Source organism: Curtobacterium sp. LFS084, from assembly GCF_047977705.1.
Taxonomy (GTDB): domain Bacteria; phylum Actinomycetota; class Actinomycetes; order Actinomycetales; family Microbacteriaceae; genus Curtobacterium.
Window position 1 is genome coordinate 46,706 of record NZ_JBFPFM010000006.1, and the last position, 24,475, is coordinate 71,180.

The 24,475-nt window shown below is 72.1% G+C and carries 18 protein-coding genes; 6 read left to right on the top strand and 12 right to left on the bottom strand.

Annotation, left to right across the window (positions count from 1 at the left end):
* Nucleotides 1–80 precede the first annotated feature (80 nt).
* Nucleotides 81–908, top strand: a complete 828-nt coding sequence (locus tag ACNQOV_RS05735) for a hypothetical protein (protein ID WP_416393731.1) — start codon at nt 81–83, stop codon at nt 906–908.
* A 126-nt stretch (nt 909–1,034) separates the two neighbouring features.
* Nucleotides 1,035–2,699, top strand: a complete 1,665-nt coding sequence (locus ACNQOV_RS05740) for an APC family permease (RefSeq protein ID WP_416393732.1) — start codon at nt 1,035–1,037, stop codon at nt 2,697–2,699.
* A 25-nt stretch (nt 2,700–2,724) separates the two neighbouring features.
* Here the strand turns inward: ACNQOV_RS05740 and ACNQOV_RS05745 are convergent, their stop codons facing one another.
* Nucleotides 2,725–4,029: an LLM class flavin-dependent oxidoreductase gene (locus ACNQOV_RS05745; RefSeq protein WP_416393733.1), complete on the bottom strand. Its 1,305-nt coding sequence runs from the start codon at nt 4,027–4,029 to the stop codon at nt 2,725–2,727.
* Between the two features lie 3 nt (nt 4,030–4,032).
* On the bottom strand, nt 4,033–5,424 hold the full coding sequence (locus tag ACNQOV_RS05750) for an O-acetylhomoserine aminocarboxypropyltransferase/cysteine synthase family protein (RefSeq protein ID WP_416393734.1): 1,392 nt from the start codon (nt 5,422–5,424) through the stop codon (nt 4,033–4,035).
* A 125-nt stretch (nt 5,425–5,549) separates the two neighbouring features.
* Between ACNQOV_RS05750 and ACNQOV_RS05755 the strand changes: the two genes are divergently transcribed.
* Nucleotides 5,550–6,764 (top strand): amidohydrolase family protein, encoded by a 1,215-nt coding sequence (locus ACNQOV_RS05755; protein ID WP_416393735.1) that lies wholly within the window; start codon nt 5,550–5,552, stop codon nt 6,762–6,764.
* Nucleotides 6,765–6,912: 148 nt separating this feature from the next.
* Here the strand turns inward: ACNQOV_RS05755 and ACNQOV_RS05760 are convergent, their stop codons facing one another.
* The 9 genes from ACNQOV_RS05760 to aroA all read right to left on the bottom strand — a co-directional run bounded on the left by ACNQOV_RS05760 (nt 6,913) and on the right by aroA (nt 18,701).
* A complete protein-coding gene (locus ACNQOV_RS05760) occupies nt 6,913–7,458 on the bottom strand; it encodes an NUDIX hydrolase (protein ID WP_416393736.1) in 546 nt (181 codons plus the stop codon).
* A 283-nt stretch (nt 7,459–7,741) separates the two neighbouring features.
* Nucleotides 7,742–8,455 (bottom strand): M50 family metallopeptidase, encoded by a 714-nt coding sequence (locus ACNQOV_RS05765; protein WP_402263586.1) that lies wholly within the window; start codon nt 8,453–8,455, stop codon nt 7,742–7,744.
* The gene (locus ACNQOV_RS05770) at nt 8,452–8,586 is read right to left on the bottom strand and encodes a hypothetical protein (protein ID WP_022907785.1); all 135 of its coding nucleotides are present in this window, start codon (nt 8,584–8,586) and stop codon (nt 8,452–8,454) included. Before ACNQOV_RS05770 ends, ACNQOV_RS05765 begins: the two co-directional genes overlap by 4 nt.
* A gap of 29 nt (nt 8,587–8,615) precedes the next feature.
* Nucleotides 8,616–10,430 carry a glutamine--fructose-6-phosphate transaminase (isomerizing) gene (glmS, locus tag ACNQOV_RS05775; RefSeq protein ID WP_416393737.1) on the bottom strand — a complete coding sequence of 605 codons (1,815 nt, stop codon included), beginning with the start codon at nt 10,428–10,430 and terminating at the stop codon, nt 8,616–8,618.
* A 413-nt stretch (nt 10,431–10,843) separates the two neighbouring features.
* Nucleotides 10,844–13,540, bottom strand: coding sequence for a LuxR C-terminal-related transcriptional regulator (locus ACNQOV_RS05780; protein ID WP_416393738.1), 2,697 nt, complete (start codon nt 13,538–13,540; stop codon nt 10,844–10,846).
* Between the two features lie 675 nt (nt 13,541–14,215).
* Nucleotides 14,216–14,998: an inositol monophosphatase family protein gene (locus ACNQOV_RS05785; protein ID WP_416393739.1), complete on the bottom strand. Its 783-nt coding sequence runs from the start codon at nt 14,996–14,998 to the stop codon at nt 14,216–14,218.
* 18 nt (nt 14,999–15,016) lie between these two features.
* A complete protein-coding gene (locus ACNQOV_RS05790) occupies nt 15,017–16,213 on the bottom strand; it encodes a hypothetical protein (protein ID WP_416393740.1) in 1,197 nt (398 codons plus the stop codon).
* Nucleotides 16,214–16,273: 60 nt separating this feature from the next.
* A complete protein-coding gene (gene rsgA / locus ACNQOV_RS05795) occupies nt 16,274–17,335 on the bottom strand; it encodes a ribosome small subunit-dependent GTPase A (RefSeq protein ID WP_416393741.1) in 1,062 nt (353 codons plus the stop codon).
* Between the two features lie 4 nt (nt 17,336–17,339).
* The gene (gene aroA, locus ACNQOV_RS05800; protein ID WP_416393742.1) at nt 17,340–18,701 is read right to left on the bottom strand and encodes a 3-phosphoshikimate 1-carboxyvinyltransferase; all 1,362 of its coding nucleotides are present in this window, start codon (nt 18,699–18,701) and stop codon (nt 17,340–17,342) included.
* Nucleotides 18,702–18,827: 126 nt separating this feature from the next.
* On the opposite strand from aroA, the gene ACNQOV_RS05805 reads away from it, so the two are divergent.
* From ACNQOV_RS05805 to ACNQOV_RS05815, 3 genes are read left to right on the top strand one after another with little or no spacing between them, the layout of a single operon-like run.
* Nucleotides 18,828–19,679 (top strand): sigma-70 family RNA polymerase sigma factor, encoded by an 852-nt coding sequence (locus tag ACNQOV_RS05805; protein WP_416393743.1) that lies wholly within the window; start codon nt 18,828–18,830, stop codon nt 19,677–19,679.
* Nucleotides 19,676–19,918, top strand: a complete 243-nt coding sequence (locus tag ACNQOV_RS05810) for a zf-HC2 domain-containing protein (protein ID WP_022907553.1) — start codon at nt 19,676–19,678, stop codon at nt 19,916–19,918. The genes ACNQOV_RS05805 and ACNQOV_RS05810 overlap by 4 nt, the downstream gene beginning before the upstream one ends.
* Nucleotides 19,919–19,970: 52 nt before the next feature.
* Nucleotides 19,971–20,411, top strand: coding sequence for a GNAT family N-acetyltransferase (locus tag ACNQOV_RS05815; protein ID WP_022907554.1), 441 nt, complete (start codon nt 19,971–19,973; stop codon nt 20,409–20,411).
* Nucleotides 20,412–20,734: 323 nt separating this feature from the next.
* Here ACNQOV_RS05815 and ACNQOV_RS05820 read toward each other — a convergent pair whose 3' ends face one another.
* Nucleotides 20,735–24,469, bottom strand: a complete 3,735-nt coding sequence (locus tag ACNQOV_RS05820) for a multifunctional oxoglutarate decarboxylase/oxoglutarate dehydrogenase thiamine pyrophosphate-binding subunit/dihydrolipoyllysine-residue succinyltransferase subunit (protein ID WP_416393744.1) — start codon at nt 24,467–24,469, stop codon at nt 20,735–20,737.
* Nucleotides 24,470–24,475: the final 6 nt, after the last annotated feature.

Genomic DNA, 24,475 nt, shown 5'->3' on the forward strand with positions numbered 1-24,475 from the left:
TCGTCGTCCGGTCACCTGCCAGGACTACGATCCGCGGCAGGCGCGGGAACACGCCCGCGCCGCGAACGGGAGGTCAACGCGTGGTGCAGGAGATCGCGATCCGAGTCCGTCTGCGCGAGCAGGAGCGAGTGGTGCTCGCCGACTACGAGCGGGCGGTGGCCTCGGTCGCGACCGTCGCTGCGCTGTCCGCGTGGCTGCCGACGCCGGACGCCCGGTTGGTGATCCGCGGGCGTGGGGCCGAGCCGGTCCGCCTCGAGACGGTGACGTACGGCTCGGTGATCGAGATGCTCGTCGTGCTCGACCAGCGATCCGCCGCGGTCGAGCGCGGTGCGGCCGCGATCGCTGCGCTCATCGAGTCCGTGCGCCACGAGCACGTCGAGGACGACGTGTCGGGTGTGGCCGGCGAGCTCGACCGCCTCGACCGCTCGGCACCACGGGGTCGTTCGGTCGTCGAACGCTCGTTGCGCGCCTTCCTCGAGGGGGCTCGGGCCGACGTGCTCGCCCGGAGGACGACGACCCGCGTGCGGGCAGCCCAGGCGCTCGTCCGACTGGCCGAGGACGGTGCGTCGCTCGTCGTCGAGCGGGTGGAGGACGCCCTCGCGCCGGTGCTCGACGAGCGCGAGGTCGACGTCCTGGCCGACACCGGCAGCGCGGTCGTCGTCGAACCCGTCGACGGGCTGGAGTCGTCCGACGCCCGGCCCGTGCCCGTGCCGGTGCCCGTGCCCGCGCCCGCCGAGAAGGACAAGAAGGACTCGAAGAGCAAGAAGGACAAGAACAAGTCCGACAAGAAGCAGGACGAGCAGAAGAAGTCAGACAAGAAGAAGTCGGACAAGAAGAAGTCGGACAAGAAGAAGTCGGACAAGAAGAAGTCGGACAAGAAGAGCAAGAAGAAGCCGGACAAGAAGTAGCCTGAGGGCTTGTACAGCACGTTTGTTTCCATCGTGTTAAACAATCCACCGAAAGCGCTGTCACAGTGCCAGAGTCGAGGAGCGCAGCCCCCGTCCGAGGGGCGGCGCTCATCGACAGGAGCAACAGTGGCTACAACGACACAGGCGCTGCCGGACTCCGGCCTCAAGCGCAACGTCGGCTTCATCGGGCTCATCTGGGCCTCGACGGGGTCGATCATCGGCTCCGGCTGGCTCTTCGGTTCGCAGGAGGCCCTGAAGACCGCCGGACCCGCCGCGATCATCTCGTGGCTCATCGGTGGCGTGGCGATCCTCGTCCTCGCACTCGTGCACGCCGAGCTCGGCGGCATGTTCCCGATCGCGGGTGGAACAGCGCGGTTCCCCCACATCGCCTTCGGTGGCATCGCCGGGGCCTCCTTCGGGTGGTTCTCGTGGCTGCAGTCGGTGACCGTCGCCCCGATCGAGGTCGAGGCGATGATCAAGTACGCGCAGCACTGGGAGTTCGCGCGTCCGTGGCTGCACACCGTCGTGATCAACGGTGAGACCCAGCAGCTGTTGACCGGGGCGGGCATCGCCGTTGCGATCGTGCTCATGGCCGTCGTCACGGTGATCAACATGCTCAGCGTGCGGATCCTGGCGAACACGAACTCCGCCGCCACCTGGTGGAAGGTCGCCATCCCCCTGCTCGTCATCATCGTGCTGGCGTTCAGCGGGTTCCACGGCTCGAACTTCACGGCGGCGAACGGCTTCATGCCCGAGGGGGCGAAGGGCATCCTGGCCGCCGTGTCGACGTCCGGCATCATCTTCGCGTTCCTCGGCTTCGAGCAGGCGGACCAGCTCGCCGGCGAGGCCAAGAACCCGAAGCGCGACATCCCGCGCGCCGTCATCGGCTCGGTGCTCATCGGGCTCGTGATCTACCTGCTGCTGCAGATCGTGTTCCTCGGGGTGCTCCGCTCCGACGCGATCCAGGGCTCGTGGGCGACCGCGGACTTCACGAAGTACACCGGACCGTTCGCGGACATCGCGATGGCAGCCGGCATCACCTGGCTCGCCGTGGTCATCTTCATCGACGCGATCATCTCGCCCGCCGGCACCGGCCTCATCTACGTGACGGCCACGAGCCGCATCTCCTACGGCCTCAGCCGCAACGGCTACTTCCCGAAGGCCTTCGAGTGGACGACGAAGCAGGGTGTGCCCTGGGTCGGCCTCATCGTGGCGTTCGTCGTCGGGTGCGCGTGCTTCGCACCGTTCCCGTCGTGGCAGGGGCTGGTCAGCCTCATCACGAGTGCGTCCGTCCTGATGTACGCGGGTGCACCGTTGGCCCTCGGCGCGTTCCGGAAGCGGATCCCCGAGATCGAGCGGCCCTACCGGATGCCGGCCGCGACGCTGCTCTCACCGATCGCGTTCGTCGTCGCGAACCTCATCATCCTCTGGACCGGGTGGGACACCGACTGGAAGCTCGGCGTCGCGATCCTCATCGGTGCCGTGGTGATCATCCTGAACAACGTGTTCCGGGGTGCCTCGAGCGTCCGCCCGCGCTGGGACTGGAAGGCGGCCCAGTGGTTGCTGCCGTACCTGGTCGGCATGGGGCTCATCGTGTTCCTCAGCGACTTCGGCCCGCTGACGCACCCGCTGTTCCCGCTGTGGGTCGACATCGTCGTCGTGGCGGTGTTCTCCCTGGTGATCTACTACTGGGCGATCAACTCGGCGTCCGACCGCGACGAGATCCTCCGCACCGCCGAGGACGTCCGCGACGTCGAGGAGAGCGGCGTCGTGGAGCCCGTCCACCACTAGGATCCGCGCCACGGGGCGCGCGGTCTCAGAAGTCGAACAGGTTCTGCCGGATGCCTCCGGCGCCGTACTCCCGTCGTAGGAGCGCACGGCGCCGGAGCACCGGCACGAGGTCGCCGAGCATCCGGTAGACCTGCGCCGGGTGCAGGTCGCCCGAGAAGATGATGCCGTCGTTGTCAGCGTCCGCACCGAGCTCCTCGATGAAGTCCGCGAACTCGTCGGCGGTGCCGACGAAGCCCTCGCGCGAGGACACCCGGCCCTTCCGGGCCTTGCGTTCGAGGAGCGTGCGCAGCGGTGCGTCGGGGGTGTCTCCGACGAGGCCGCGGATCGTCCCCGCCGAGACGTGGTCGCCGAACGTCCCGGCCGGGATCGGCGCGTCGAGGTCGAGCGCGAGCAGGTCCGTCTCGGAGTCGCTCGACCACGCGATCGCCGCGTTGCGGAGGTCGTCGTCGGACGGGTGCCGTGAGGCTTCGACGACGCGGTCCGCCTCGGCCGCCGACGACACGATCTCGGGCTTGAGGACGAACAGGATCCGCAGGGCGTCGGCAGTGCGTCCGGCGTCGGCCGCCGCGACGAGGACGCGGGCGCGGTAGTCCCGCACGGCCGCGACGGACAGCGGCGCGAGCGCGAGCTGCACGTCCGAGTGCGTTCCCGCGAACGCCAGCCCGCGGCCGGACCCGCCGGGGGAGACCACGATCGGGTCGGCGTCGAGCGGCAGGGCGTTGAGCGGGCCGTCCGCGGTGAAGTAGGCGCCCTCGTGGTGGAACGCGTCGAGGGCGTCGCCGTCGGCGAAGTGCCAGTCGGAGCGGTCCCCGACGTAGCCGGAGCCCCACGAGTGCCAGAGCCGACGGACGAGCTGCAACCACTCCTCGGCGCGGTCGTACGCGGCGTCGTGCGGGAGCGGAGCGAGCCCGGCGTGCCGGGCGCTCCCGGTGTCGGTGACGACGTTGATGCCGAAGCGGTCGCCGGAGAGGTGCGCGAGCGTCGCGAACTGCCGGGCCGCGAGGTAGGGCGGGGTGAACCCCGCGTTCACGGTCGGGGCGATGCCGATGTGCGACGTCGCGGCGAACAGGTACGGCGCGAGGAGCAGCGGGTCGTGCTTCGGGCCGCCGTACGCCTGCCGGATCCGCAGGTCGAGCGTCGACGGGTTGCCGAGCGAGATCGCGTCCTCGGCGATGACGAGGTCCATGCCGGCCTGCTCGAGGGCGCGGACGGACTGCTGGTACAGGTCGGGCTTCGTCCAGTCGTGCCCCCAGTCCCAGTCGGACCGGCCCCACGCCTGCGGGCCGAACCCGCGCGAGAAGAAGTACCCGAAGTGCTGCAGTCCTGCCATTGCCTAGAGTTCCTCCGCGATCACGTGGTTGCCGGGGACGGCGTGTTCGAGGGAGGCGAGCTCCGGGTCGGAGCCGACCCGCGCCTCCTGGCCCGCCCCCGCGCCGCGCAACGCGGCGAACCCGCGCGACAGGTCGCGGACCAGGTCCGCGACGTCCTCGATGCCGACCGACAGGCGGATGAGGCCGTCGTCGATGCCCTGATCGGCGCGTTCCTGGGGCGTCTTGCCGGCGTGCGTCGTGGTGGCGGGATGCAGGATCAGCGAGCGGACGTCACCGAGGTGGGTCATCCGGCTGAACAGCTGGACGCTGTCGATGAAGGTCCGCGCCGCGGCTTCGCCGCCGTCCAGCGTGAACGCGAAGACGGACCCGGCACCGCGCGGCAGGTAGCGCTGGGCGAGGTCGTGGAACGGACTGGAGGCCAGACCCGCGTAGTCGACGCTCGTCACCTCCGGCTGTTCCTCGAGGAAGGACGCGACGGCCAGCGCGTTCGCGCTGTGGCGTTCCACGCGCAGCGACAGCGTCTCGATGCCCTGGCGCAGCAGGAAGGAGTTGAAGGGGGAGGGCGTCGGGCCGATGCGCGAGGCGACGACGTCGCGTGCGAAGACGACGAACGCGCGGCTGCCGTACCGCTCGACGTAGCTCTCGCCGCCGAGCGACCGTTCCGGGCTGGTCAGGTGCACCCAGCGGTCCGGAGACGCCGACCAGTCGAAGGTGCCGCCGTCGACGACCACACCGCCGAGTCCGGCACCGTGGCCGGAGAGGAACTTCGACGCGGAGTGCACGACGATGTCGGCGCCGTGGTCGACCGGACGAACGAGGTACGGCGTCGCGAGGGTGTTGTCGACGATGAGCGGCACACCCGCACGGTGCGCGGTGTCGGCGACGCCGGTGATGTCGAGGACGTCGTTCTTCGGGTTCGGGATCGTCTCGGCGAAGAACGCCTTCGTGTTCGGGCGGACCAGGCGTGCCCACTCGTCGAGGTCGCGCTGGTCCGCGACGAAGTCGACCTCGATCCCGAGGCGTCCGAGGTTCTGCACGAGCAGGCCCTTGGTGCCCTCGTAGATGCTGCGGGCCGCCACGACGTGGTCACCGGCCTGCAGGATGCCGAGGAACGCGACGGTGGCCGCGGCCTGCCCACTGCCCACCAGGATCGCCTCGACGCCGCGCTCGAGCAGTGCGACCCGGCGCTCGACGTCGGCGTTCGTGGGGTTCCCCAGCCGCGTGTAGGTGTAGCCGTCGTCGGTCCCGGCGAAGCGGTCGCGGGCCTGGTCGAAGTCGTCGAACAGGAAGCCGGACGACATGTGGATCGCCGGGACCCTCGCACCGTGGCCCTGGTCGGGCTGGAACCCGCCGTGCACCTGCTCGGTCGCGAAACCGTGCGCCTCGTCCGTCACGGGACACCTCCTGCCGTCGTCGTGCCGGTACTCTCGCAGGCTTCGGTCGGCGCCACCGGATTGCGGCGTCCCGTTACGGCGGGTCCCGCGCACACCCGGTGCGGCCGGACTGGCAGGGTGGGGGCATGGTGGACGAGGACGCGACCCTGATCATCCGCGACGTGCGACCGTGGGGCGGGGAACGCGTCGACGTGGTCGTCGCCGGCTCCCGCACCACCGCGGTCACGCCCCCGGGCACCGTCCCGGCCGGCAGCGCGACCGAGGTGCAGGGCCGTGGGCAGCTCGCGCTCCCCGGGCTGGTCAACACGCACGCGCACGTCGACAAGAGCTGGTGGGGCAACCCGTGGGAGTCGTACGGCGGCGAGGGCGGGACCGAGGGCCGGATCGCTCACGAGCGAGCCCGGCGTGACGCCCTCGGGATCCCGGGCGAGGCCGTCGCGACCAGGGTCCTGCGGGAGTCGCTCCGCACCGGCACCACCCGGGTGCGCACCCACGTGGACGTCGACCTCGGCGTCGGACTCCGGGGCATCGAGGCCGTCCGCGCCGCCGGTGCAGCGCTCGACGACGCGGTCGAGCTGTCGATCGTGGCGTTCCCGCAGGACGGCGTGCTCCGGCGCCCCGGCGTGCTCGACCTGCTGCGCCGCGCGGCGGAGGGCGGAGCGGACCACATCGGCGGCCTCGACCCGTCGCTCATCGACCGTGACCCCGTCGGCCAGCTCGACGGCCTGTTCGACATCGCCGCCGAAACCGGGTGCGGGATCGACGTCCACCTGCACGAGCCCGCCGAGCTCGGGGCGTTCTCGTTCGACTTGATCCTCGACCGCGTCGAGCGGCTCGGCATCGCGCCCGGGAGGGTCAACGTCGCGCACGGCTTCGCGATCGTCGACGTCGACCCGGTCCGGCGCCGCGACCTGCTCGCCCGGATGGCGGGCCTCGGGGTCACGATGACGACGGTCGCACCGGTGCGCATGCAGCAGCTGCCGCTGCACGAGTTCGACGACGCCGGGGTGCGGTTCGGCTTCGGCACCGACGGCATCCGCGACCTGTGGAGCCCCTACGGTGACGGAGACCTGCTCGGCATCGCGTGGCAGTACGCGCGGGCCGGCGGGGTGGTGCGGGACGAGGACCTGGTGCGGGTGGTCGAGATCGCCTCGCGCGACGGCGCACGGTTCGTCACGGACGAGGAGCACGACATCGTCGCCGGTGCGCGCGCGGACGTCGTCCTGATCGACGCGGAGAACCCGATGGACGTGCTGGTGCGCCGTGTGCCGCGGTCCCTCGTGGTCGCAGGCGGACGGGTGATCGACCCGGCAGAGCTGGCGCAGCACCCCTGGGAGTAGCGCGGTGCGCGGTGGATGGTGGGCGGCCGCGCGGTTCGCGCGGTGATCGCGACACGGCACTCGTCGATCGACGCGCGCGACGTCGGAAGGTGCGCAGGCATCGGACGGGAGGCGCGGGTCGGCGCCGCCCCGCGCCTCCCGTCCGGTGTCAGTCGCGCTGCGCGACCGTGGCGACCACCGCGGCCAGGCGTGCGGGCAGCCCGGGCGCGAGGCCCTCGGGCAGTGCGTCGAGGGCGAACCACCGGACGTCGTCGCTCTCGTCGCTGACGGTGGTCGCCCGGGCGGGGTCGACCACGGCGACGAAGCCGACGTCCCAGTGCGCGGCGCAGGCGAAGCCGCCGTGCAGGTCGTGACGGTCGAGGTCCGCGAGACCCCGGTCGAGCTGGTCGAGGTCGGTGATGCCCGACTCCTCGCGGGCCTCGCGGCGTGCGGCGTCGGCGACGTCGCGGTCGTCCGGTTCGAGGTGTCCACCGAACTGCACCCAGAACCGGCCCTTGCGGTGCAGGCACAGCAGCACGCTCCCGAGGTCGGGCGAGAACACGAAGCACGACGCGGTGAGGTGCTCCGGGCCGCCGTCGCGTCGGAGTGCCGCGTCGCCGTGGGCTCGCACGAACGCGAGGAAGCGGTCGCGGTCGGGCACGGGCACGGGCGTGTGCGTGTCGGCGAGGGCGGCGATCACGTCGTCGAGGTGCATCGTGCCATCGTCCCATCGGTCGTTGCGTGCGCGGGGTTGCGACGACGTCGATGTCGTACGACGGCGAGCGCGTCGTTGTCGCGCGTGGGCAACTGTTGTGTGCGCGGGGTTGCGACGACGTCGATGTCGTACGACAGCGGTGTTGTCGCCGATGCGCGGGTGCAACTGTTGCGTGCGCTGGGGTGCGACATGGTCGATGTCGTGCGACACCGATGTTGTCGTACCGAGTCGGCCCCGCGCGGCCCCGCGCGGCCCCGCCCGGCCCGCGCTCCTGCCGCACGCGTCAGACGAGCGCGCGCACCCCGTCGGACACGGTCGACCAGACCTCGAGCAGCGGGCCGCGGCAGAGCCACACGGCCACGGCGTTCACGACGAGGAACAGCACGAACCACACCGTCGCCGGCACCCGCATCTCGGCCGCGGCGATGTGGAAGTCGGTCTGCACACGGGCGCCGGTCGCGAGCCACCGGGCGACCTGCACCACCGACCGCAGCCCGTCGACGACGAAGAACGCGCCGACCGCGGCGACCACGAGCACGGTGGTCTCCGACGGACGGAGCGCCACCCAGAGCGCGAGGGCGTCGAAGCCGAGCACCACGAGGATCCCGAACCAGTTCCGCACGAAGCAGAGCGCGACGAGCCCGACGACGCCGAGGACCACGACGGGCAGCCACCTCGACCCGTGCAGCACCCCGGTCACGAGCAGCACGCCCGCCCAGAGCGGCGCGCTGTACCCGGCGTACAGGTTGAGGATCCGCACGAGCCAGCGGATCCCGCCCGGCACCCGGCCGAGCTGGACCCAGGCCTCGCCGGACCCGTCCGGGTGGAGCTCGATGCGCCGGATGCGCCCGCCGAAGGGCACGACGACGACGGCGTGCCCCACCTCGTGCGCGATGGTCGCGGCGATGCGTGCCACGCGACCGACGAACGGCACGAACGGCAGGAGCGCGCCGACGAGGAGCGCGACGACGACGAGGGGTGGGGCTGCGGTGGTCAAGGCCCAAGGATCGCAGCACCCTCCGTGGAGAACCCGGCAAGACCCTGGGGGAGCGACGGCGGCGCCAACGTCGCGGCGATCACGATGATCGTCGCGACGATGGCGAGCGCCGTGAGGACGGCGAGGAACACCGTCAGGCGGTTGAAGCGCGTGTGCCTGGCTATTCGACCGTCACCGACTTGGCGAGGTTCCTCGGCTTGTCCACGTCGCACCCGAGCTGGAGGGCGAGTTCGCGGGCGAGCATCTGCAGGGGGACGACGGCCTCGAGCGGGCCCCACGGCGCGGTCGCACGACCCCAGGCGAGGTCGCCGACGACGCGACGACCGAGCGCCGGGATGTCCGACCCCTCGCCGCCGATCGTGATGACGAACCCGCCGCGGGCCCGGACCTCGGCGATGTTCGCCCGGAGCCGGTGGTCACCGTGGTCGACGACGACCACGGGGGTGCCCTGGTCGACGAGGGCGAGCGGGCCGTGCTTCAGCTCGCCGGCCGGGTAGGACTCGGCCCACCGGTAGCTGAGCTCCTTGAGCTTCAGGGCACCCTCGGCGGCGTACGGCAGTCCGGCACCGCGCCCGAGGAAGAGGAAGCCGGTCGCGTCCTTGACGCTCGACACGAGCAGCGGGATGCGGTCGGCGGCGATCGCGGCGGCGTGGTCGAGGCGTGCGGGGAGGTCGGTCAGCTCGCCGACGAGCGCAGCGGCGCGTTCGCCGTCGATCCGTCCGGAGGCGACGAGTGCCGAGATCACCGCGGCGACACCGACGACGACCTGGGCGGTGAACGTCTTCGTCGCCGCGACGCCGATCTCCGGACCGGCGTGGCAGTCGAGCACCGCGTCCGCCCGCCGGGCGAGGGACGAGTGCACGTTGTTCGTGAGCGCGAGCACCGGGTGCCGGTCCTCGAAGCGGTCCAGGGCGCGGAGGACGTCGGCGGTCTCGCCCGACTGGCTGATGGCGACGACGAGCGTCCCCGGTCCGAGCACCACCTGGTCGGCCTCGCTCGCGACGACGATGTCGGTCGGGACGCCGCCGATGCTGCGGAGCGCGGTGGCGATCACCTGCCCGGCGTTCAGGGAGGTGCCGCACGCGACGATGGCCAGCCGGTGGAAGCCGGGGAGGCCGAGGCCGACCCACGTGCTGCCGTCCGCGGCCCCCCGTGCGAGCCGGTCGAGGAGCGAGGCGACGACCTCGGGCTGCTCCTCGATCTCCTTCGCCATGTGGTCCGGGTGGTCGCCGAGGTCGAGTGCGGTCGCGGCGAAGGGCGACGGCGTCGGGAACGGCACCGGGACGGTCACGCCGGAGGACGACCACGTCCAGGCCTCACCGAGTTCGACGACGTCGCCGTCGCGGAGCGCCACGAACGTCTCGCACCACTCGGCGACGGCCCCGATGTCGCTCGCCACGAAGTCGCCGCGGGCCGAGCGGGCGACGACGAGCGGGGAGCGTTCGGCGGCGACGACCATGCGGCCGTCCCGGGCGTCGAGGACGACGATCGCCCACGAGCCCTCGAGCTGCGCGGTCGCGATCTGCACCGCGAGCATGAGGTCCGGGTCCACCGCGAGCGCCCGCTCGACGAGGTGCGCGATGACCTCGGAGTCGACGTCCGACGAGAACACGTGTCCCTGTCGTTCGAGCGTGGCACGGAGCCGGTCGGCGTTCTCGACGATCCCGTTGTGCACGATGCTGATCCGTCCGGAGCAGTCCGCGTGCGGGTGGGCGTTCGTCTCGCGCACGACGCCGTGCGTCGCCCACCGGGTGTGCCCGATGCCGATCCCCGTCAGCGCGTCGCCGGACCGCGCGGCGACGAGCGTGCGCAGGTCACCGACGCGGGACACCGACCGGATGGTCTCGGTCCCGCCGTGGGCGGTCCGGACGGCGATGCCCGCCGAGTCGTACCCGCGGTACTCGAGGCGTTCGAGTCCGTCGAGCAGGTAGGGGGTCGCGTCGCCGGCGACGCGGGCAGCGATGATGCCGCACATCTTCGGGTCCCTTCGGGTGGGGAGGAGCAGCTCGGGTGGGGGAGGAGCCTTGCGGCACCGACCGCCGTCGGGTCTGCCGTGCGTCCGGTCCGCCGGCCCGGGCCGCCGCCCGTCCTCGGATCAGGCGAGGACGGACGACGGCGTTCGTGGGCCGACGGTTCGGGTACCGGACGGGGTACCACGGGCTGGCTCCCGGGGGAGCACGGCGGTCGGTGCACCAGAAGCATCACCCGCGGTCGGTGACACGGCAACGGTCCTCGCCCGCTCTTGCGGTTCACCGCGAGCGGTCCTCCGTTCGGGGGACAGCGCGTGCGGAGTCCCGCAACCCGCATCGACGGCCCGCACCGACGACGAACGGGAGGCGCGGGGCCAGCTGGCACCGCGCCTCCCGTCCTGTGGAGGTCCTGTCCGGACTACGTGAGCAGCGCGACCAGGTGCGAGCGCGACCGCGCGCCCACCTTGCGGTAGATCTGCGTCAGCCGCAGCTCCACCGTCCGCTGCGACATGAACAGCGACGAGGCGATCTCGCGGTTGCGGTACCCCTCCGTCACCTTCTGCACGACGGCGCGCTCCTCCGCGGTGAGCGAGGTGAGCACCGCCGAGGCGTCCGGCGCGCTGCGCGGCGTCCCGGGCAGCTGTGCGGAGAGGACCGGACCGGAGCGGACCGACGACGGCGAACCGAAGACCGGCATCGCGACCGTCGCCGCCGGGGTGGCGAGCGGACGCCGGAGCCCCGCCGCCTCGTACGCCGCCGCAGCGGCCGCGCCGAGACGCGGACGCTCCGTCGGGCTCCCCACGGCAGCGAGCGCCGCGAAGGTCCGAGCACGCTCGAACTGCGAGTCGTGCGGCTGGAACAGATCCAGGGCACGGCGACGGGCGGTGTCACGGGTGGTGTCGTCCGCCACGAGCGCGAGGCTCCGCGCCAGCACCAGGGCGCCCCAGCGGGACGGACGGGCGTGGTGGTCCGCCGCGAGCCGGGCCGCGATGGTCCGGGCATCGTCGATGCGGTCGAGGCGCGTGTACGCCTCCACCAGGTCGCCGAGGTGCCGGAGCACCGCCGGGTTCCGCAGCGAACGACCGATGGCGTCGGCCGCCTCCAGCGAGGCCGCGGCCTCGTCGAGCCGACCGTCGAGCAGGAGCACCCGGCCACGCAGGGCGTGCAACTTGGCGGTCGCACCCCACAGACGGTTCGTGGAACGCTGCGCGAGGCACCGGTCGATGACCTCGAGCGCCTCGGGGGACCGCCCCTCGGCGAAGTGCCGCCACGCGAGCGCGATGGCACGGGACGGCTCGCGGAGCCGCTCCACCACCGAGGAGCCGGCCTCCCACACGTCGATCGCGCGGAGCGCCTGCCGGAAGTTCCCGGAGCGCACCTCGTTCTCGGCGGACAGGTAGCGCGCCGCCTCGGTCCAGACCGGCATGGCCTCCTGGCCACGGGCGAGCACCAGGGCGAACACCCGGCGGGCGCTGCGGTACCGCTCGGCGATGCTCAACGCGTGGGCGAGGAGCAGCAGCGCCGGGTCGGACATGCCCACCAGCGTCGTGGTGGACAGCCCGTCGTGCAGGGCGGTGTCGGCCGGGAGGGTCCCGTCGACCGCGGCGATGAGCTCGTGCGCGGTCTCCGTGATCTCCCGGGTGTGCGCCGATGCCGACCGCCGGAGCGGTTCGGCCCGGGCGAGCAGGTCGCGGGCGTGGTCGAGTTCCCAGGCCTCGGCCCGGAAGCAGGCGACCATCGCGAGGAGCCCCGCGAGTGCGTCCGCCTCGGCCGCGTTCTCCGGGTCCACCGGCACGAGGAGCTCGTCCGCGTGCACCGCGTCACCGCTGAGGTACTGCACCGAGTACGACAGCCGGAGCCGCCGGGTCTCGTCCGCGGTCGAGCGGAACGGCCGGATCGCGGCGAGGTACCGTGCCGCGAAGCCGAGCAGGCGGTTCGCGAGCAGCGCCTCGGCGACACCGAGGAGCGCGACGTGCTCGTCCTCGTGCCCCGAGCCGATGTGCAGTGCGCGCTCGGTGAGCACGACCGCGGCCTGGGCGTTGCCGTCCACCACGTACGAGCGGGCCGCACGGAGCAGCGCGACCACGTCCGGGACGTCGTCGACGAAGCTGCGGTGCCACGCCGCCGCACGCGGGTCGGACTCGGCGCTCGCCGTGGCGAGCTCGGTGTGTGCGGCACGACGGTCCCGGGCGGGCATCCGCCAGTACAGCGCGGAACGCACCAGGGGATCGCGCACGGTGACGGTCTGTCCCTTGACGGAGACGAGTCCGGCGTGGGCGAGGTCGTCGAGCTCGTCGCGGTCCCAACCACTGGTCTTCGCCACGGGGACGAGAGCCAACCGCGCCAGGACGTCCAGATCTCGTCCTGCTGCGGAACCGAGCGCCAGGGCCGCGATGGCCTCGGTGGTCGGGGTGGGTCGGAGCGGCAGCACGAGCGGCTCGGAGCCGTTCAGCTGCTCGCGGCTGAGCACGGCGAGCTGCTCGCGCAGCGCGCCCGGGTTGCCACCGGTCTCCTCGGCGAGGACGGCGAGGACGCCGTCGTTCGCCTCTTCCGGTGCCATGGCACGGGCGAGCACGAGTGCCTCGTCCGCCGGCAGCGGTTCGATCCGGAGCGTCGGCAGGGCCGCGAGCGGTCCGTCCGACGGCACGGTGCGGACCGTGGCCACGACGCGGAGTGCGGTGCCGGCGAGCCGGGACGCGAGGAACGCGATGAGCTCCTGGCTCTCCACGTCCATGCGGTCGAGGTCGTCGATCAGCACGAGCGTCGGCGGCAGGGTCAGGGCGTGCACGGCGTCGAGGAAGTCGTGCGCCGCTGCCAGCCCCGGCGTCTGCCGGTCGGTGGGTGCGCTCCCCTGGAGGAGGTGCGCGATGTGGGCCGTCGCACGCGGATCGTCGAGTGCGGTGAAGAGCGAGGTGACGCCGGCCAGTGGCCAGTGGGACTCGCTCCCGTTCACACCGACGCGCACGACGGGGAGGGAGACGCGGTTGGACACCGCGTCGAGGACGCTGCTGCGTCCGGAACCAGGGTCGCCGACGACGACCATCGCGGACTCACGAGGGAGTACAGCGAGGGTCGCGATCCGGTCGACCTCGAGACGGCGACCGGTGAGTGCCATGACTCACCGGCCTCCGGGTCCGGAAGCGGATGCAGCGGAGGAGGAGGACCGGTCGGAGGCACGGCGGGTGACCGCGCGCAGAGCCGGACGTGGGGCACGCAGGGAAGAACGCGCGCCGGAGCAGTCGGATTCGGAATGCGGATGACGAGTGAGGGTGCACTCGGTTCCGCTCGGGAACGATGAAGTCATCGTCTGTATCACCCCTCGGGTTAGGGTCTTCGGACGAAGCACGACCGGTCTGGCGGGCCGTTCGGAGCTAGGGACTCCGACGCGGTTCCTGACCTGTCGCCTGGAAGCAAGATAACTCAGGTTCTGGCCGCGGTAGCCGTTCCCCGCAATCCCTTGTCCACCGTCCGTGTCCCCAGTCCGGGGGGCCGTGTGCCCCCCTCGGGGGTCGTTTCGCGCTTGACGTCGGCGGATCGCGGTACGAGATCGGGGTACAGCGGGCGTCCGTCGTGGGGTGGACCGGTGGGTGGGGGTTGGGTGGGCGGGCGGGTCGGTCGGGCGGGCCGACTCGGAACGACATTGTCGCTGTCGTGCGACATCGACGTTGTCGACCGCGCGCGGCCGCAACTGTTGCACGCGCGGTGCAGCGACGAGACCGCTGTCGTGCGACATCGACGTTGTCGTACCTCGGCCCGCGCAACAGTTGCACGCGCTGGACGGTCTCCGCGGTCAGCGGCGGATGACGTCGACCACGGCGTCGTGCACGAGGCCGTTCGTCGCGAGCGCACTGCCGTGCCAGGGGCCGGGGTCGCCGTCGAGCGAGGTGAAGCGCCCGCCGGCCTCCTCGACGATCGGCACGAGCGCCGCCATGTCCCACGGCTTCAGGTCGGGTTCGCCGGCGACGTCGAGGACGCCCTCGGCGACGAGCATGTAGGACCACATGTCGCCGTAGGCCCGGGTGCGCCAGACCCGTCGGGAGAGCGTGACGAGGGCGTCGAGGCGGTCGTCGTCGTCCCACTGCTGGATGCTGTTGTAGCTGAGGCTGGCCTCGGCGAGTGTGTCGACGCCGGACACGTGCAGGGGGCCGTCGAAGGAGTGCGCACCGAGGCCCTCGGCCGCCCACCAGCGCTTGCCGAGGGCCGGCGCGCTCACGACGCCGAGGACCGGCCGGCCGTCGACCGCGAGGGCGATGAGGGTCGCCCAGACCGGCACGCCGCGCAGGTAGTTCGCGGTGCCGTCGATCGGGTCCACGACCCACTGGCGGTGTCCCTCGCTGACGGCCTCGGCCCCGGTGTCGGCCGTGGTCTCCTCGCCGAGGAACGCGTCGTCCGGTCGTTCGGCACGCAGGCGCTCGCGCAGGGCCCGCTCGACCGCCTGGTCGGCGTCGGTGACGTGGGTGCTGTCGGCCTTCTTCGACACGTGCAGGTCGGCGGCGCGGAACCGCTCGAGGCTGATCGCGTCGGCGGTGTCGGCGAGGGAGCGGGCGAAGTCCAGGTCGGCGCTGAGGTCCACGGACGCCAGCGTAGCGGCCTACGCCGCCACGACCTCCTCCTCCTCGAGGGCGGTCACCTCGCGCTCGCGGGCGATGCGGGCACGGCGGGCGACGAGCCCGTGCACGACGACCGCGAGCAGCACGGCCGCGGCGAGCCACAGGGCCAGGACGAGGGACGAGCGGCCGAGGGAGGCGCCGGGGAAGTACTGCAGGTCCTGGGCGGCCTGCAGCCAGGCGGCACCGCTCCAGAACGCGTTGAGTCCGGCGAAGAAGCCCGGCTGGAACGCTGGCTGGAAGATCCCGCCGGACGACGTGAAGTTCAGCATCACGAACAGCATCGTGAGGATCGGTGTGGTCCAGCGGCCGAGCAGCGGGTGGAGCCCCACGCCGAGCGCGACGATGATCGCGTCGTACATCCACGCGAACAGGAAGACCTCCCACCGGTTCGTCGTGATGATCCCGTACAGCGGACCGGCGATGAGGATCCCGATGCCCGCGACCACGCCCGCAGTGGCGAGGCCGACGACGGCGGTCCAGAGCGGTCGGAGTCGGGTGGCGAAGGCGGCGACGGCGATCGCGGACGCGTAGCCGCCGACGCTCAGGGCGACGAGCAGGAAGAACAGGCCCTGCCCGGTGGTGTCCTGGTCGCCGGCGGGGACGACGTCCTGCACGGTGAAGGGCAGGTGCGACCGGTACGCGATCGGCATGAAGATCTTCTGCGCCGCGCTCGCGGTGGTCTCGGACGCCGCGGTCGAGACGTAGAGGGTCGCGCCGGTCGCGGTGGGGGCGTAGACGGCGGCGAGGTCCCGGTCGCGCACCTGGCGCTCGGCCTCGGCGGTCGACGCCACCACGTGCGTCACGAGCGCGCCGTCCGACTCGTCGGTGACGGTCTGGGCGAACACCTGGGTCGCCGCGCCCTGTCCGACGATGCCGACGGGGAGGTCGTGCGGCGTCGGGGCGTGGAAGGCGCCGAGGTAGGCCAGTCCCATCCCGACCGCGAGGAAGAGGGGGACGAGGATGTGCGAGCCGAACCCGAGCAGGGTGCGGCCGAGGTGCTGCGGTCGGAGGGTGGACCCACCGGCAGGGCGGCGCGTGGCCCTGGGGGACCGGGGCGCCGCGTGGGCGTGCGGCTGGGCGGGGGTGGTGTGCACGTGCGACGTCGTCGTCGTCATGGGGGAGGACGGTGCGTCGACGGCGGAGGTCGGCGCAAAGTTGTACTTTGCAACTTCAGACACGGAGGGCAACTGTACAACGTCGGTGCAGACCTGTCGACCCGGGCGGGGCCGTGCGCGGTCCTACTCGGTACCCGGGTCCTCGGCGCCCATGCCCGTGAGCAGGGCGCGGAACGAGTCGAGCCGCTCGACCCCGGTCGGGCCGAGTTCGCCCGCCTGCACCCGGTCGACGATCTCCCAGTCGTGCGCCTGGTCGAGGGGGATGCCGTCCGCCGGCTTCCCGACGGGGACCGCGTGCGAGGCGAACGCCCGGAAGACGTTGGCGGGGTCGACGTGGCCGAGCCCGAACGAGCGGACCCCGGGGGTGTCGATGATCCAGCCGCCGTCGCGGACCCGCAGCGCGATCGACGACGACGAGGTGTGGCGACCGCGACCGGTCACCGCGTTGACGACCCCGGTCGCCCGGGACGACCCGGTCAGCGCGTTCACGAGCGTCGACTTGCCGACGCCCGAGTGCCCCACGGTCACGGTCACCCGGTCGTCGAGGACCTCGTGCAGGGCCTCGAACGGGACGTCGTCGGACCGGCTCGTCACGATCCGCAGGTCGAGGCAGTCGAAGTGTGCGAGGAACGCGGTCGGGTCGGCGAGGTCCGTCTTCGTGATGCAGAGGACCGGGTCGAGGCCCGCGTCGAAGGCCGCCACCAGGTACCGGTCGATGAGGCGTGTCCGGGGCTCCGGGTCGGCCGCAGCGACGACGACGAGCATCTGGTCGGCGTTCGCCACGATCACGCGCTCGACGTCGTCGGTGTCGTCGGCGCTCCGTCGGAGCAGGGTGGTCCGCTCGGCGACCTTCACGATGCGCGCGAGCGAGCCGGCGTCCCCGGAGACGTCGCCGGCGAGCGAGACGTGGTCGCCCGTGACGACCGACTTCTTGCCGAGCTCGCGGGCCTTCGTCGCCGTGATCACCCGCTCGTCGTCGGCGCCGGAGGCCACCAGGACGCCGAACCGCCCGCGGTCGACGTTCGTCACCCAGCCGGTGGGGGCGTCCTCGTACGTCGGGCGGACCTTCGTGCGCGGGCGGTTGCCCTTCGGGTTCGGTCGGACGCGCACGCTCGACTCGTCGTACTGTCCGTACGGCTCGTCCGCGTCGGAGTCGTCACCGTCGACGTCGTCCCACCAGCTCATCGTCTCAGGCCCCCGCGTCGCCGGTCGCGACGAGCGCCGCCCACAGCTCGGGGAACTGCGGCAGGGTCTTCGCGGTCGAACCGATGTCGTCGACGGCCACGCCGTCGACGACGAGCCCGACGATCGCCCCGGCCGTCGCCATCCGGTGGTCGTCGTACGCGGCCCAGGCGCCGCCGTGGAGTGCGGCAGGCTCGATCCGGAGGCCCTCGGCGCGTTCGTGCACCGAGCCTCCTGTGCCGTTGAGGTCGGCTGCCAGGGCGGCGAGGCGATCCGTCTCGTGCCCACGCAGGTGGCCGATCCCGTCGATCTCGGACGGGCCGTCGGCGAGGGCCGCGAGCGCGACGAGCGCGGGCGCGAGCTCGCCGCCGCGGCTCAGGTCGAGCGCGAGGCCGGGCAGGGAGGCGCCGCCCCGCACGCCGACACCGCCGTCGAAGACGAGGTCGGCGCCGTCGCGGGTCACGGTCGCGCCCCATCGGGGCAGGAGCGTCTCGAGGTCGGCACCGACCTGGGTCGTGGCCGTCGGCCAGGTCCGGATGCGGACCGTCCCGCCGGCGACGAGCGCCGCCACGGCGAACGGTGCGGCGTTCGACAGGTCCGGTTCGATGGTGACGTCGCGTGCGGCGATCGGGCCGGGGTGCACGACCCACTCGCCGACCGCGGGTTCGTCGACGCGGACGCCGCGGGCACGCAGCGCGGCGACGGTCATCTCGATGTGCGGCATGCTCGGCAGGCGGTCGCCGACGTGCGTGAGGTGCAGCCCCTCGTCGAAGCGCGGTGCCGAGAGCAGCAGCCCGGAGACGAACTGGGACGAGGCCGATGCGTCGATCGCGAGCGACCCGCCGCGGACCGACCCGGTACCGGTGAAGGAGAACGGCATGGCGCCGCCCCCGTCGTCGGTGACGTCGACGCCGAGGTCGACGAGGGCCTGGATGATCGCGTGCATCGGGCGCTTGCGGGCGTACGGGTCCCCGTCGATCGTGACCGGGCCGACGGCGAGGGCCGCGAGCGGCGGCAGGAAGCGCATCACGGTGCCGGCGAGACCGCAGTCCACCCGGACGTCGCCGTGCATCGGTGCCGGCGTGATCCGGAGGTCCGGGCCGTAGGGGTTCGGGGCCTCGCCGGGGCCGGGGGCGACCTCGTCGACACCCACGCCGAGCTGGCGGAGGGCCTCGACCATGAGCGCCGAGTCCCGCGAGTGCAGCGGCAGCCGGATGGTGGACGGGCCGTCGGCGAGGGCCGCGAGCACGAGCTCGCGGTTGGTGAGCGACTTCGACCCCGGGAGCGACACGTCACCGCGTAGCGGACCCCGCGCGAGCGGTGCGGTCCAGGGCTCGGTCGGGGACTGGGAATGCGTCGTGACTGCCATCGGTTCACAAGGGTACTGAACGCACCGGGAGGATCAGTGGCGACAGCGACACTCGTACGACCGCGGACGACCATGCCCGCCGTGCCGACGACGCTCGGGGGCACCCTCGGCCTAGACTCGACGGCGATGACGACCGACGAACCGCACGCAGCACCGCACGACCTGGTCGAGGAGACCGAGGCGCAGCTCGACGCGGTGTCCGACGAGGCCGAGCTGCGCGACGACGCAGCCCACGAGCACGACGCAGCGGACGCGGACGACGCGACCGACGAGGTCGTGGCGTTCGGGCGGGACGACAGCGCCGACGCGGTCGTGGACGCGAAGACGGTCTCCGAAGCCGAGCTGCGCGCCCTCTTCGAGGACCAGGCGCTCCCCTTCATGGACCAGCTGTACGGCGCGGCGATGCGGATGACCCGAAACCCGGCCGACGCGTCCGACCTCGTGCAGGAGACCTTCGTCAAGGCCTTCGCCGCGTTCCGGCAGTTCCGGCAGGGCACGAACCTCAAGGCCTGGCTGTACCGGATCCTCACGAACACGTTCATCAACACGTACCGCAAGAACCAGCGCAACCCGTACCAGGGCACGATCGACGAGCTCGAGGACTGGCAGCTGGGCGGCGCGGAGAGCGTGACGCAGTCGATCTCGGCGCGCTCCGCCGAGGCCGACGCCATCGACCACCTGCCGTCCTCCGCCGTGAAGGACGCGCTGCAGGCCATCCCCGAGGACTTCCGGATGGCCGTCTACTTCGCCGATGTCGAGGGGTTCTCCTACCAGGAGATCGCCGACATCATGAAGACCCCCGTGGGGACGGTCATGAGCCGCCTCCACCGTGGCCGCCGGCTCCTCCGCGGGCTCCTGGCCGACCACGCACGTGAGACCGGCATCGTCCCGGACGCAGCGTCGACGGCGACGATGCGCGGACGAGGCCGGAAGGTTGCCGCGGCGTCGAGCCGCGTCGAAGGGAAGGAAGCGCGATGAGCGGCTGCGACTGCTCGAAGGCGAAGGCCGAGCTCGAGGAGTTCCTGCACGGGGAGCTCTGCCGCGAGGACGCGGCGGACATCCGCGAGCACATGGAGGACTGCGAGGACTGCACGACCGAGCACCGCGTCGGCGTCGTCCTGATCGAGACGGTCCGTCGCGCGTGCAAGGAGACCGCGCCCGAGGAACTCCGCACGGAGATCCTCGCCCGCATCCGACTGGAGCAGGCCACCCACTGAGCGTCCTGGCAGCCGTCGTCACACGGGCGGGGCTGTCGGTAGTGTCGCGGGCATGACCCTCTCCGTCGAGTCGATCACCACCTGGTCCGACACGGACGTCTCCGACGTCGCCGCCCTCGTCCGCCTGCTCGGCCACGAGGTCGACGACGCCGCGATGCGCGCCCGCCTCGAGCGGCTCACGCCCGAGGCCGGCCACCGGACCTGGCTGGTGCGGGACGACGACGGTCGCGCGATCGCCGTCGCCGGTGCCCAGGTCACGTGGGCGTACGCCAGCGACGAGCCGACCGCGCAGCTGCTGCTCATGGTGGTCGACGAGTCGGCCAGGAGGCTCGGCACGGGTTCCGCGCTCATCGGCACCTTCGAGGCGTGGGCGGTCGAGCAGGGCGCGCGTCGCCTCAGCGCGGTCAGCGCCGCGGCCACGGACAGCGCGCACCGGTTCTACCAGAAGCGCGGCTACCACGACGCCGGGGTGCGCTACACGAAGCTCCGGTGACGCCCTCGCGCCCATCGCGCCAGCGCCGATCGCGCGGGCGCTGATGGCCGCGGGCGCCGATCGCGCGGCCGCGATTGCGTGGGCGCCGATCGCGCGGCCGCTGATCGCACCCCCGGACGAACACTGCGCCCCGTCGAGACGGGGCGCAGTGTTCGGTGCGGGGCGCGCTCCGGCCCTCGGGATCGCCGGGGCGTCGGCGATCCCGACGGCCCCCGGAGCGTCGGCGAGCCCGACGGCCCCCGGAGCGTCGGCGAGCCCGACGGCCCCCGGAGCGTCGGCGAGCCCGACGGACGCCGGGGCGTCGGTGAGCCCGACGGCCCCGGCTAGCCCAGGGCCTTCGTGATGACCTCGGTCGCCTCCTGCGCGGAGCGCTTCGAGGAGCCCGTCGCCGGAGCGGCACTCGCGGGTCGAGCGGCGACCGACAGCGGGCGGCCGTCGAGGTGCGGCGACAGGTTCATGCAGACGAACGGCCAGGCACCCTGGTTCTCCGGCTCCTCCTGAGCCCAGACGACGTCGGCGTCCGGGTAGCCCGCGAGCACCTCGAGGATCTGGTCGAGGGGGAGCGGCGCGAGCTGCTCGAGCCGGACGAGGGCCACGTCGGTGACGCCGCGCTTCTCGACCTCGGCGCGCAGGTCGTGGTGCACCTTGCCGGAGTGCAGGACCACGCGGCGGACGGCGGACCGGTCGGTCACGCGGTCGTCGTCGATGACCTCGGCGAAGGTGCCGCTGGTGAACGCGTCCACCGGGCTGGTCGCCTGGCGGAGGCGCAGCATGGCCTTCGGGGAGAACACGATGAGCGGCTTCTGCGGACGCTCCCACGCCTGGCGGCGCAGCAGGTGGAAGTACGACGCCGGGGTCGACGGCCGTGCGACCACCATGTTGTCCTCGGCGCAGAGCTGCAGGTAGCGCTCGATGCGCGCCGACGAGTGGTCCGGCCCCTGGCCCTCGTAGCCGTGGGGGAGCAGGAGCACGAGGCCCGAGCGCTGTCCCCACTTCTGCTCGGCCGACGAGATGAACTCGTCGATGACGGTCTGGGCGCCGTTCGCGAAGTCGCCGAACTGCGCCTCCCACAGCACGAGGGCCTCGGGGCGCTCGACCGAGTAGCCGTACTCGAACGCCATCGCGGCGTACTCGCTGAGGAGCGAGTCGTAGATGTACAGGCGGGCCTGGTCCTCGGTGAGGTTCGCGAGCGGCAGCCACTCCTGGCCGTTCACCCGGTCGTGGAAGACGGCCTGGCGCTGCACGAACGTGCCGCGGCGGGCGTCCTGCCCGGCGAGCCGGACCGGCTTGCCCTCGACGAGGATCGAGCCGATCGCCATGAGCTCGGCCATCGCCCAGTCGACGCCGCCGTTCCGGGTCATGTCGGTGCGCTTGGTCAGCAGCTGCTGCAGCTTCGGGTGGACCTGGAAGCCGGCCGGTGGGTTGCTGTGCGCGTCGCCGATCGCCCGGACGAGGTCCTCGGAGACCGCGGTGTCGTGCACCTCGACCTCGGAGTCGTCGCGCTGCGCCGCCGGCCGTTCGAGGCCCTGCACGGCGCCGTCGTCGTCGACCGTGACGACCGGGATCGTGCCGGTCTGGGCCTCGTGGGTCTCGGCGAAGGCGCGTTCGAGGCGGTCCTGGAAGTCGCGGTGCGCCTCGTCGTACTCCTCCTGCGTGATGTCGCCGCGGCCGACGAGGGCCTCGGTGTAGAGGGTGCGGACGGAGCGCTTCGCCTCGATGAGGTTGTACATGAGCGGCTGCGTCATCGAGGGGTCGTCGCCCTCGTTGTGCCCGCGGCGGCGGTAGCAGATGAGGTCGATGACGACGTCGCGGTGGAACTCCTCGCGGTAGGCGAAGGCGAGCTCGGCGACGCGGGCCACGGCCTCGGGGTCGTCCCCGTTCACGTGGAAGATCGGTGCCTGGATCGTCTTCGCGACGTCGGTGGAGTACACCGAACTGCGAGCCGACTCGGGCGGGGTGGTGAACCCGACCTGGTTGTTGATCACGAGGTGCACGGTGCCGCCGGTGCGGTAACCGCGCAGCTGCGACATCTGCAGGGTCTCGACCACGACGCCCTGTCCGGCCATCGCCGCGTCGCCGTGGACGAGCACGGGCAGCACGCCGAACGTGCCGGGTGCCTGGCGGTCCTGCTTCGCGCGGACGATCCCCTCGAGCACGCCGTCGACGGCCTCGAGGTGGGACGGGTTCGCGGCGATCGTCACCGGGATGGCGGTGCCGTCGCTCGCGCGGAAGACCCCCTCGGTGCCGACGTGGTACTTCACGTCGCCCGATCCCTGGCCCGAGACGGTGCCGGGGAGCGCCGAGCCCTCGAACTCGCGGAAGATCTGACCGTAGGTCTTGCCGGCGATGTTCGTCAGCACGTTGAGGCGGCCGCGGTGTGCCATGCCGATCGCGACCTCGTCGAGGCCGGCGGTCGCGGCGTGCTGGATGAGCGAGTCGAGGAAGGCGATCGTCGACTCGCCACCCTCGAGCGAGAAGCGCTTCTGGCCGACGTACTTCGTCTGCAGGAAGGTCTCGAACGCCTCGGCCTCGTTGAGCTTGCCGAGGACACGGAGCTGCTCGTCCTTCGAGGGCTTCGAGTACGGCACCTCGATGTGCGCCTGCACCCAGCGGCGCTGCTCCGGGTCCTGGATGTGCATGTACTCGATGCCGACCGTGCGGCAGTAGGCGTCGCGGAGGATCCCGAGCACGTCGCGGAGCGGCGCGTTGGTCGTGCCGGCGAGCCCGCCGGTGACGAACTCGCGGTCGAGGTCCCAGAAGGTCAGTCCGTGGCTCTCGATCTCGAGGTCCGGGTGGGTGCGCTGCCGGTACTCGAGCGGGTCGATGTCGGCCATCAGGTGCCCGCGGACGCGGAAGCTGTTGATGAGCTCCTGCACGCGCGCGGTCTTGTTCACCCGGTGCGCGAGGTCGACGTTGATGTCGTTCGCCCACTGGATCGGCTTGTAGGGGATCCGGAGCGCCGAGAAGATGTCCTCGTAGAAGGCGTGCTCGCCGATGAGCCGCTCGTGCACCTTCTTGAGGTACTCGCCCGACCCGGCGCCCTGGATGACGCGGTGGTCGTAGGTGCTCGTGAGCGTGATGGTCTTGCCGATGCCGAGCTCGACGAGCGTCTTCGCCGCGGACCCCTGGAACTGTGCGGGGTACTCGAGCGCACCGGCGCCGATGATCGCGCCCTGCCCCTTGGTGAGGCGGGGGACCGAGTGCACCGTGCCGATGCCGCCGGGGTTCGTCAGCGAGATCGTCGTGCCCTGGAAGTCGGTCGGGGTGAGCTTGTTGTCGCGGGCGCGCTTGACGAGGTCCTCGTAGGCGGAGAGGAACTGGCCGAACGTGAGCGTCTCGGCGCGCTTGATGCTCGGGACGAGCAGGGACCGGGTTCCGTCCTTCTTCGGGACGTCGATCGCGATGCCGAGGTTCACGTGGGCGGGGGCGACCACGAAGGGCTTGCCGTCGCGCTCCTCGTAGAACACGTTCTGGCTCGGGAACTCCTTGAGCGCCTGCACCATCGCCCACCCGATGAGGTGCGTGAACGAGATCTTCCCGCCGCGGGCCCGACGGAGGTGGTTGTTGATGACGATGCGGTTGTCGATCATCAGCTTCGCCGGGATCGTCCGCACGCTCGTCGCGGTCGGGACCGTGAGCGAGGCGTCCATGTTCGACGCGAGCGTCTTCGCCATGCCCCGGAGCGGGGTCGCCACGTCCTCGTGGGTCTCCTCGTGGTGGTCGGCCTCGTCGTTCGCCTCGGCCGGGATCGGCTGCGGGGTGGGCTGGCGCGACGTGGTCTTCGCCTGGATCGGCCCGGCCTTCGCCTCGCCGGGGGCGTCACCGGTCGCGGGCTGCTGGGTCGTGGACTGCTGCTGCTCGGGTGCGGCCGGCGCTGCGGGGGTCGGGCTCGACGTGGCGCTGCCCTGGGTGCGGTGGTAGCTCTCGAGGACCGGCCACCAGGACTTGTCCACGGACTCCTTGTCGGCGACGAACTGCTCGTAGAGCTCGTCGACGAGCCACTCGTTCGCCCCGAATTCGCCCGCGGTCTCGTCCGTTCCGGTCAGATGGCTCGACACAGCCGA

What these genes read in the sequence shown, in the direction of transcription:
- rsgA (WP_416393741.1), bottom strand. Translation starts at nt 17,335, where the DNA reads ATGAGCTGGTGGGACGACGTCGACGGTGACGACTCCGACGCGGACGAG.
- glmS (WP_416393737.1), bottom strand. Translation starts at nt 10,430, where the DNA reads ATGTGCGGCATCATCGCTGCCCGCGTCGCCGGCGACGCGACCCCCTAC.
- ACNQOV_RS05805 (WP_416393743.1), top strand. Translation starts at nt 18,828, where the DNA reads ATGACGACCGACGAACCGCACGCAGCACCGCACGACCTGGTCGAGGAG.
- ACNQOV_RS05780 (WP_416393738.1), bottom strand. Translation starts at nt 13,540, where the DNA reads ATGGCACTCACCGGTCGCCGTCTCGAGGTCGACCGGATCGCGACCCTC.
- ACNQOV_RS05815 (WP_022907554.1), top strand. Translation starts at nt 19,971, where the DNA reads ATGACCCTCTCCGTCGAGTCGATCACCACCTGGTCCGACACGGACGTC.
- ACNQOV_RS05760 (WP_416393736.1), bottom strand. Translation starts at nt 7,458, where the DNA reads ATGCACCTCGACGACGTGATCGCCGCCCTCGCCGACACGCACACGCCC.
- aroA (WP_416393742.1), bottom strand. Translation starts at nt 18,701, where the DNA reads ATGGCAGTCACGACGCATTCCCAGTCCCCGACCGAGCCCTGGACCGCA.
- ACNQOV_RS05810 (WP_022907553.1), top strand. Translation starts at nt 19,676, where the DNA reads ATGAGCGGCTGCGACTGCTCGAAGGCGAAGGCCGAGCTCGAGGAGTTC.
- ACNQOV_RS05755 (WP_416393735.1), top strand. Translation starts at nt 5,550, where the DNA reads ATGGTGGACGAGGACGCGACCCTGATCATCCGCGACGTGCGACCGTGG.
- ACNQOV_RS05745 (WP_416393733.1), bottom strand. Translation starts at nt 4,029, where the DNA reads ATGGCAGGACTGCAGCACTTCGGGTACTTCTTCTCGCGCGGGTTCGGC.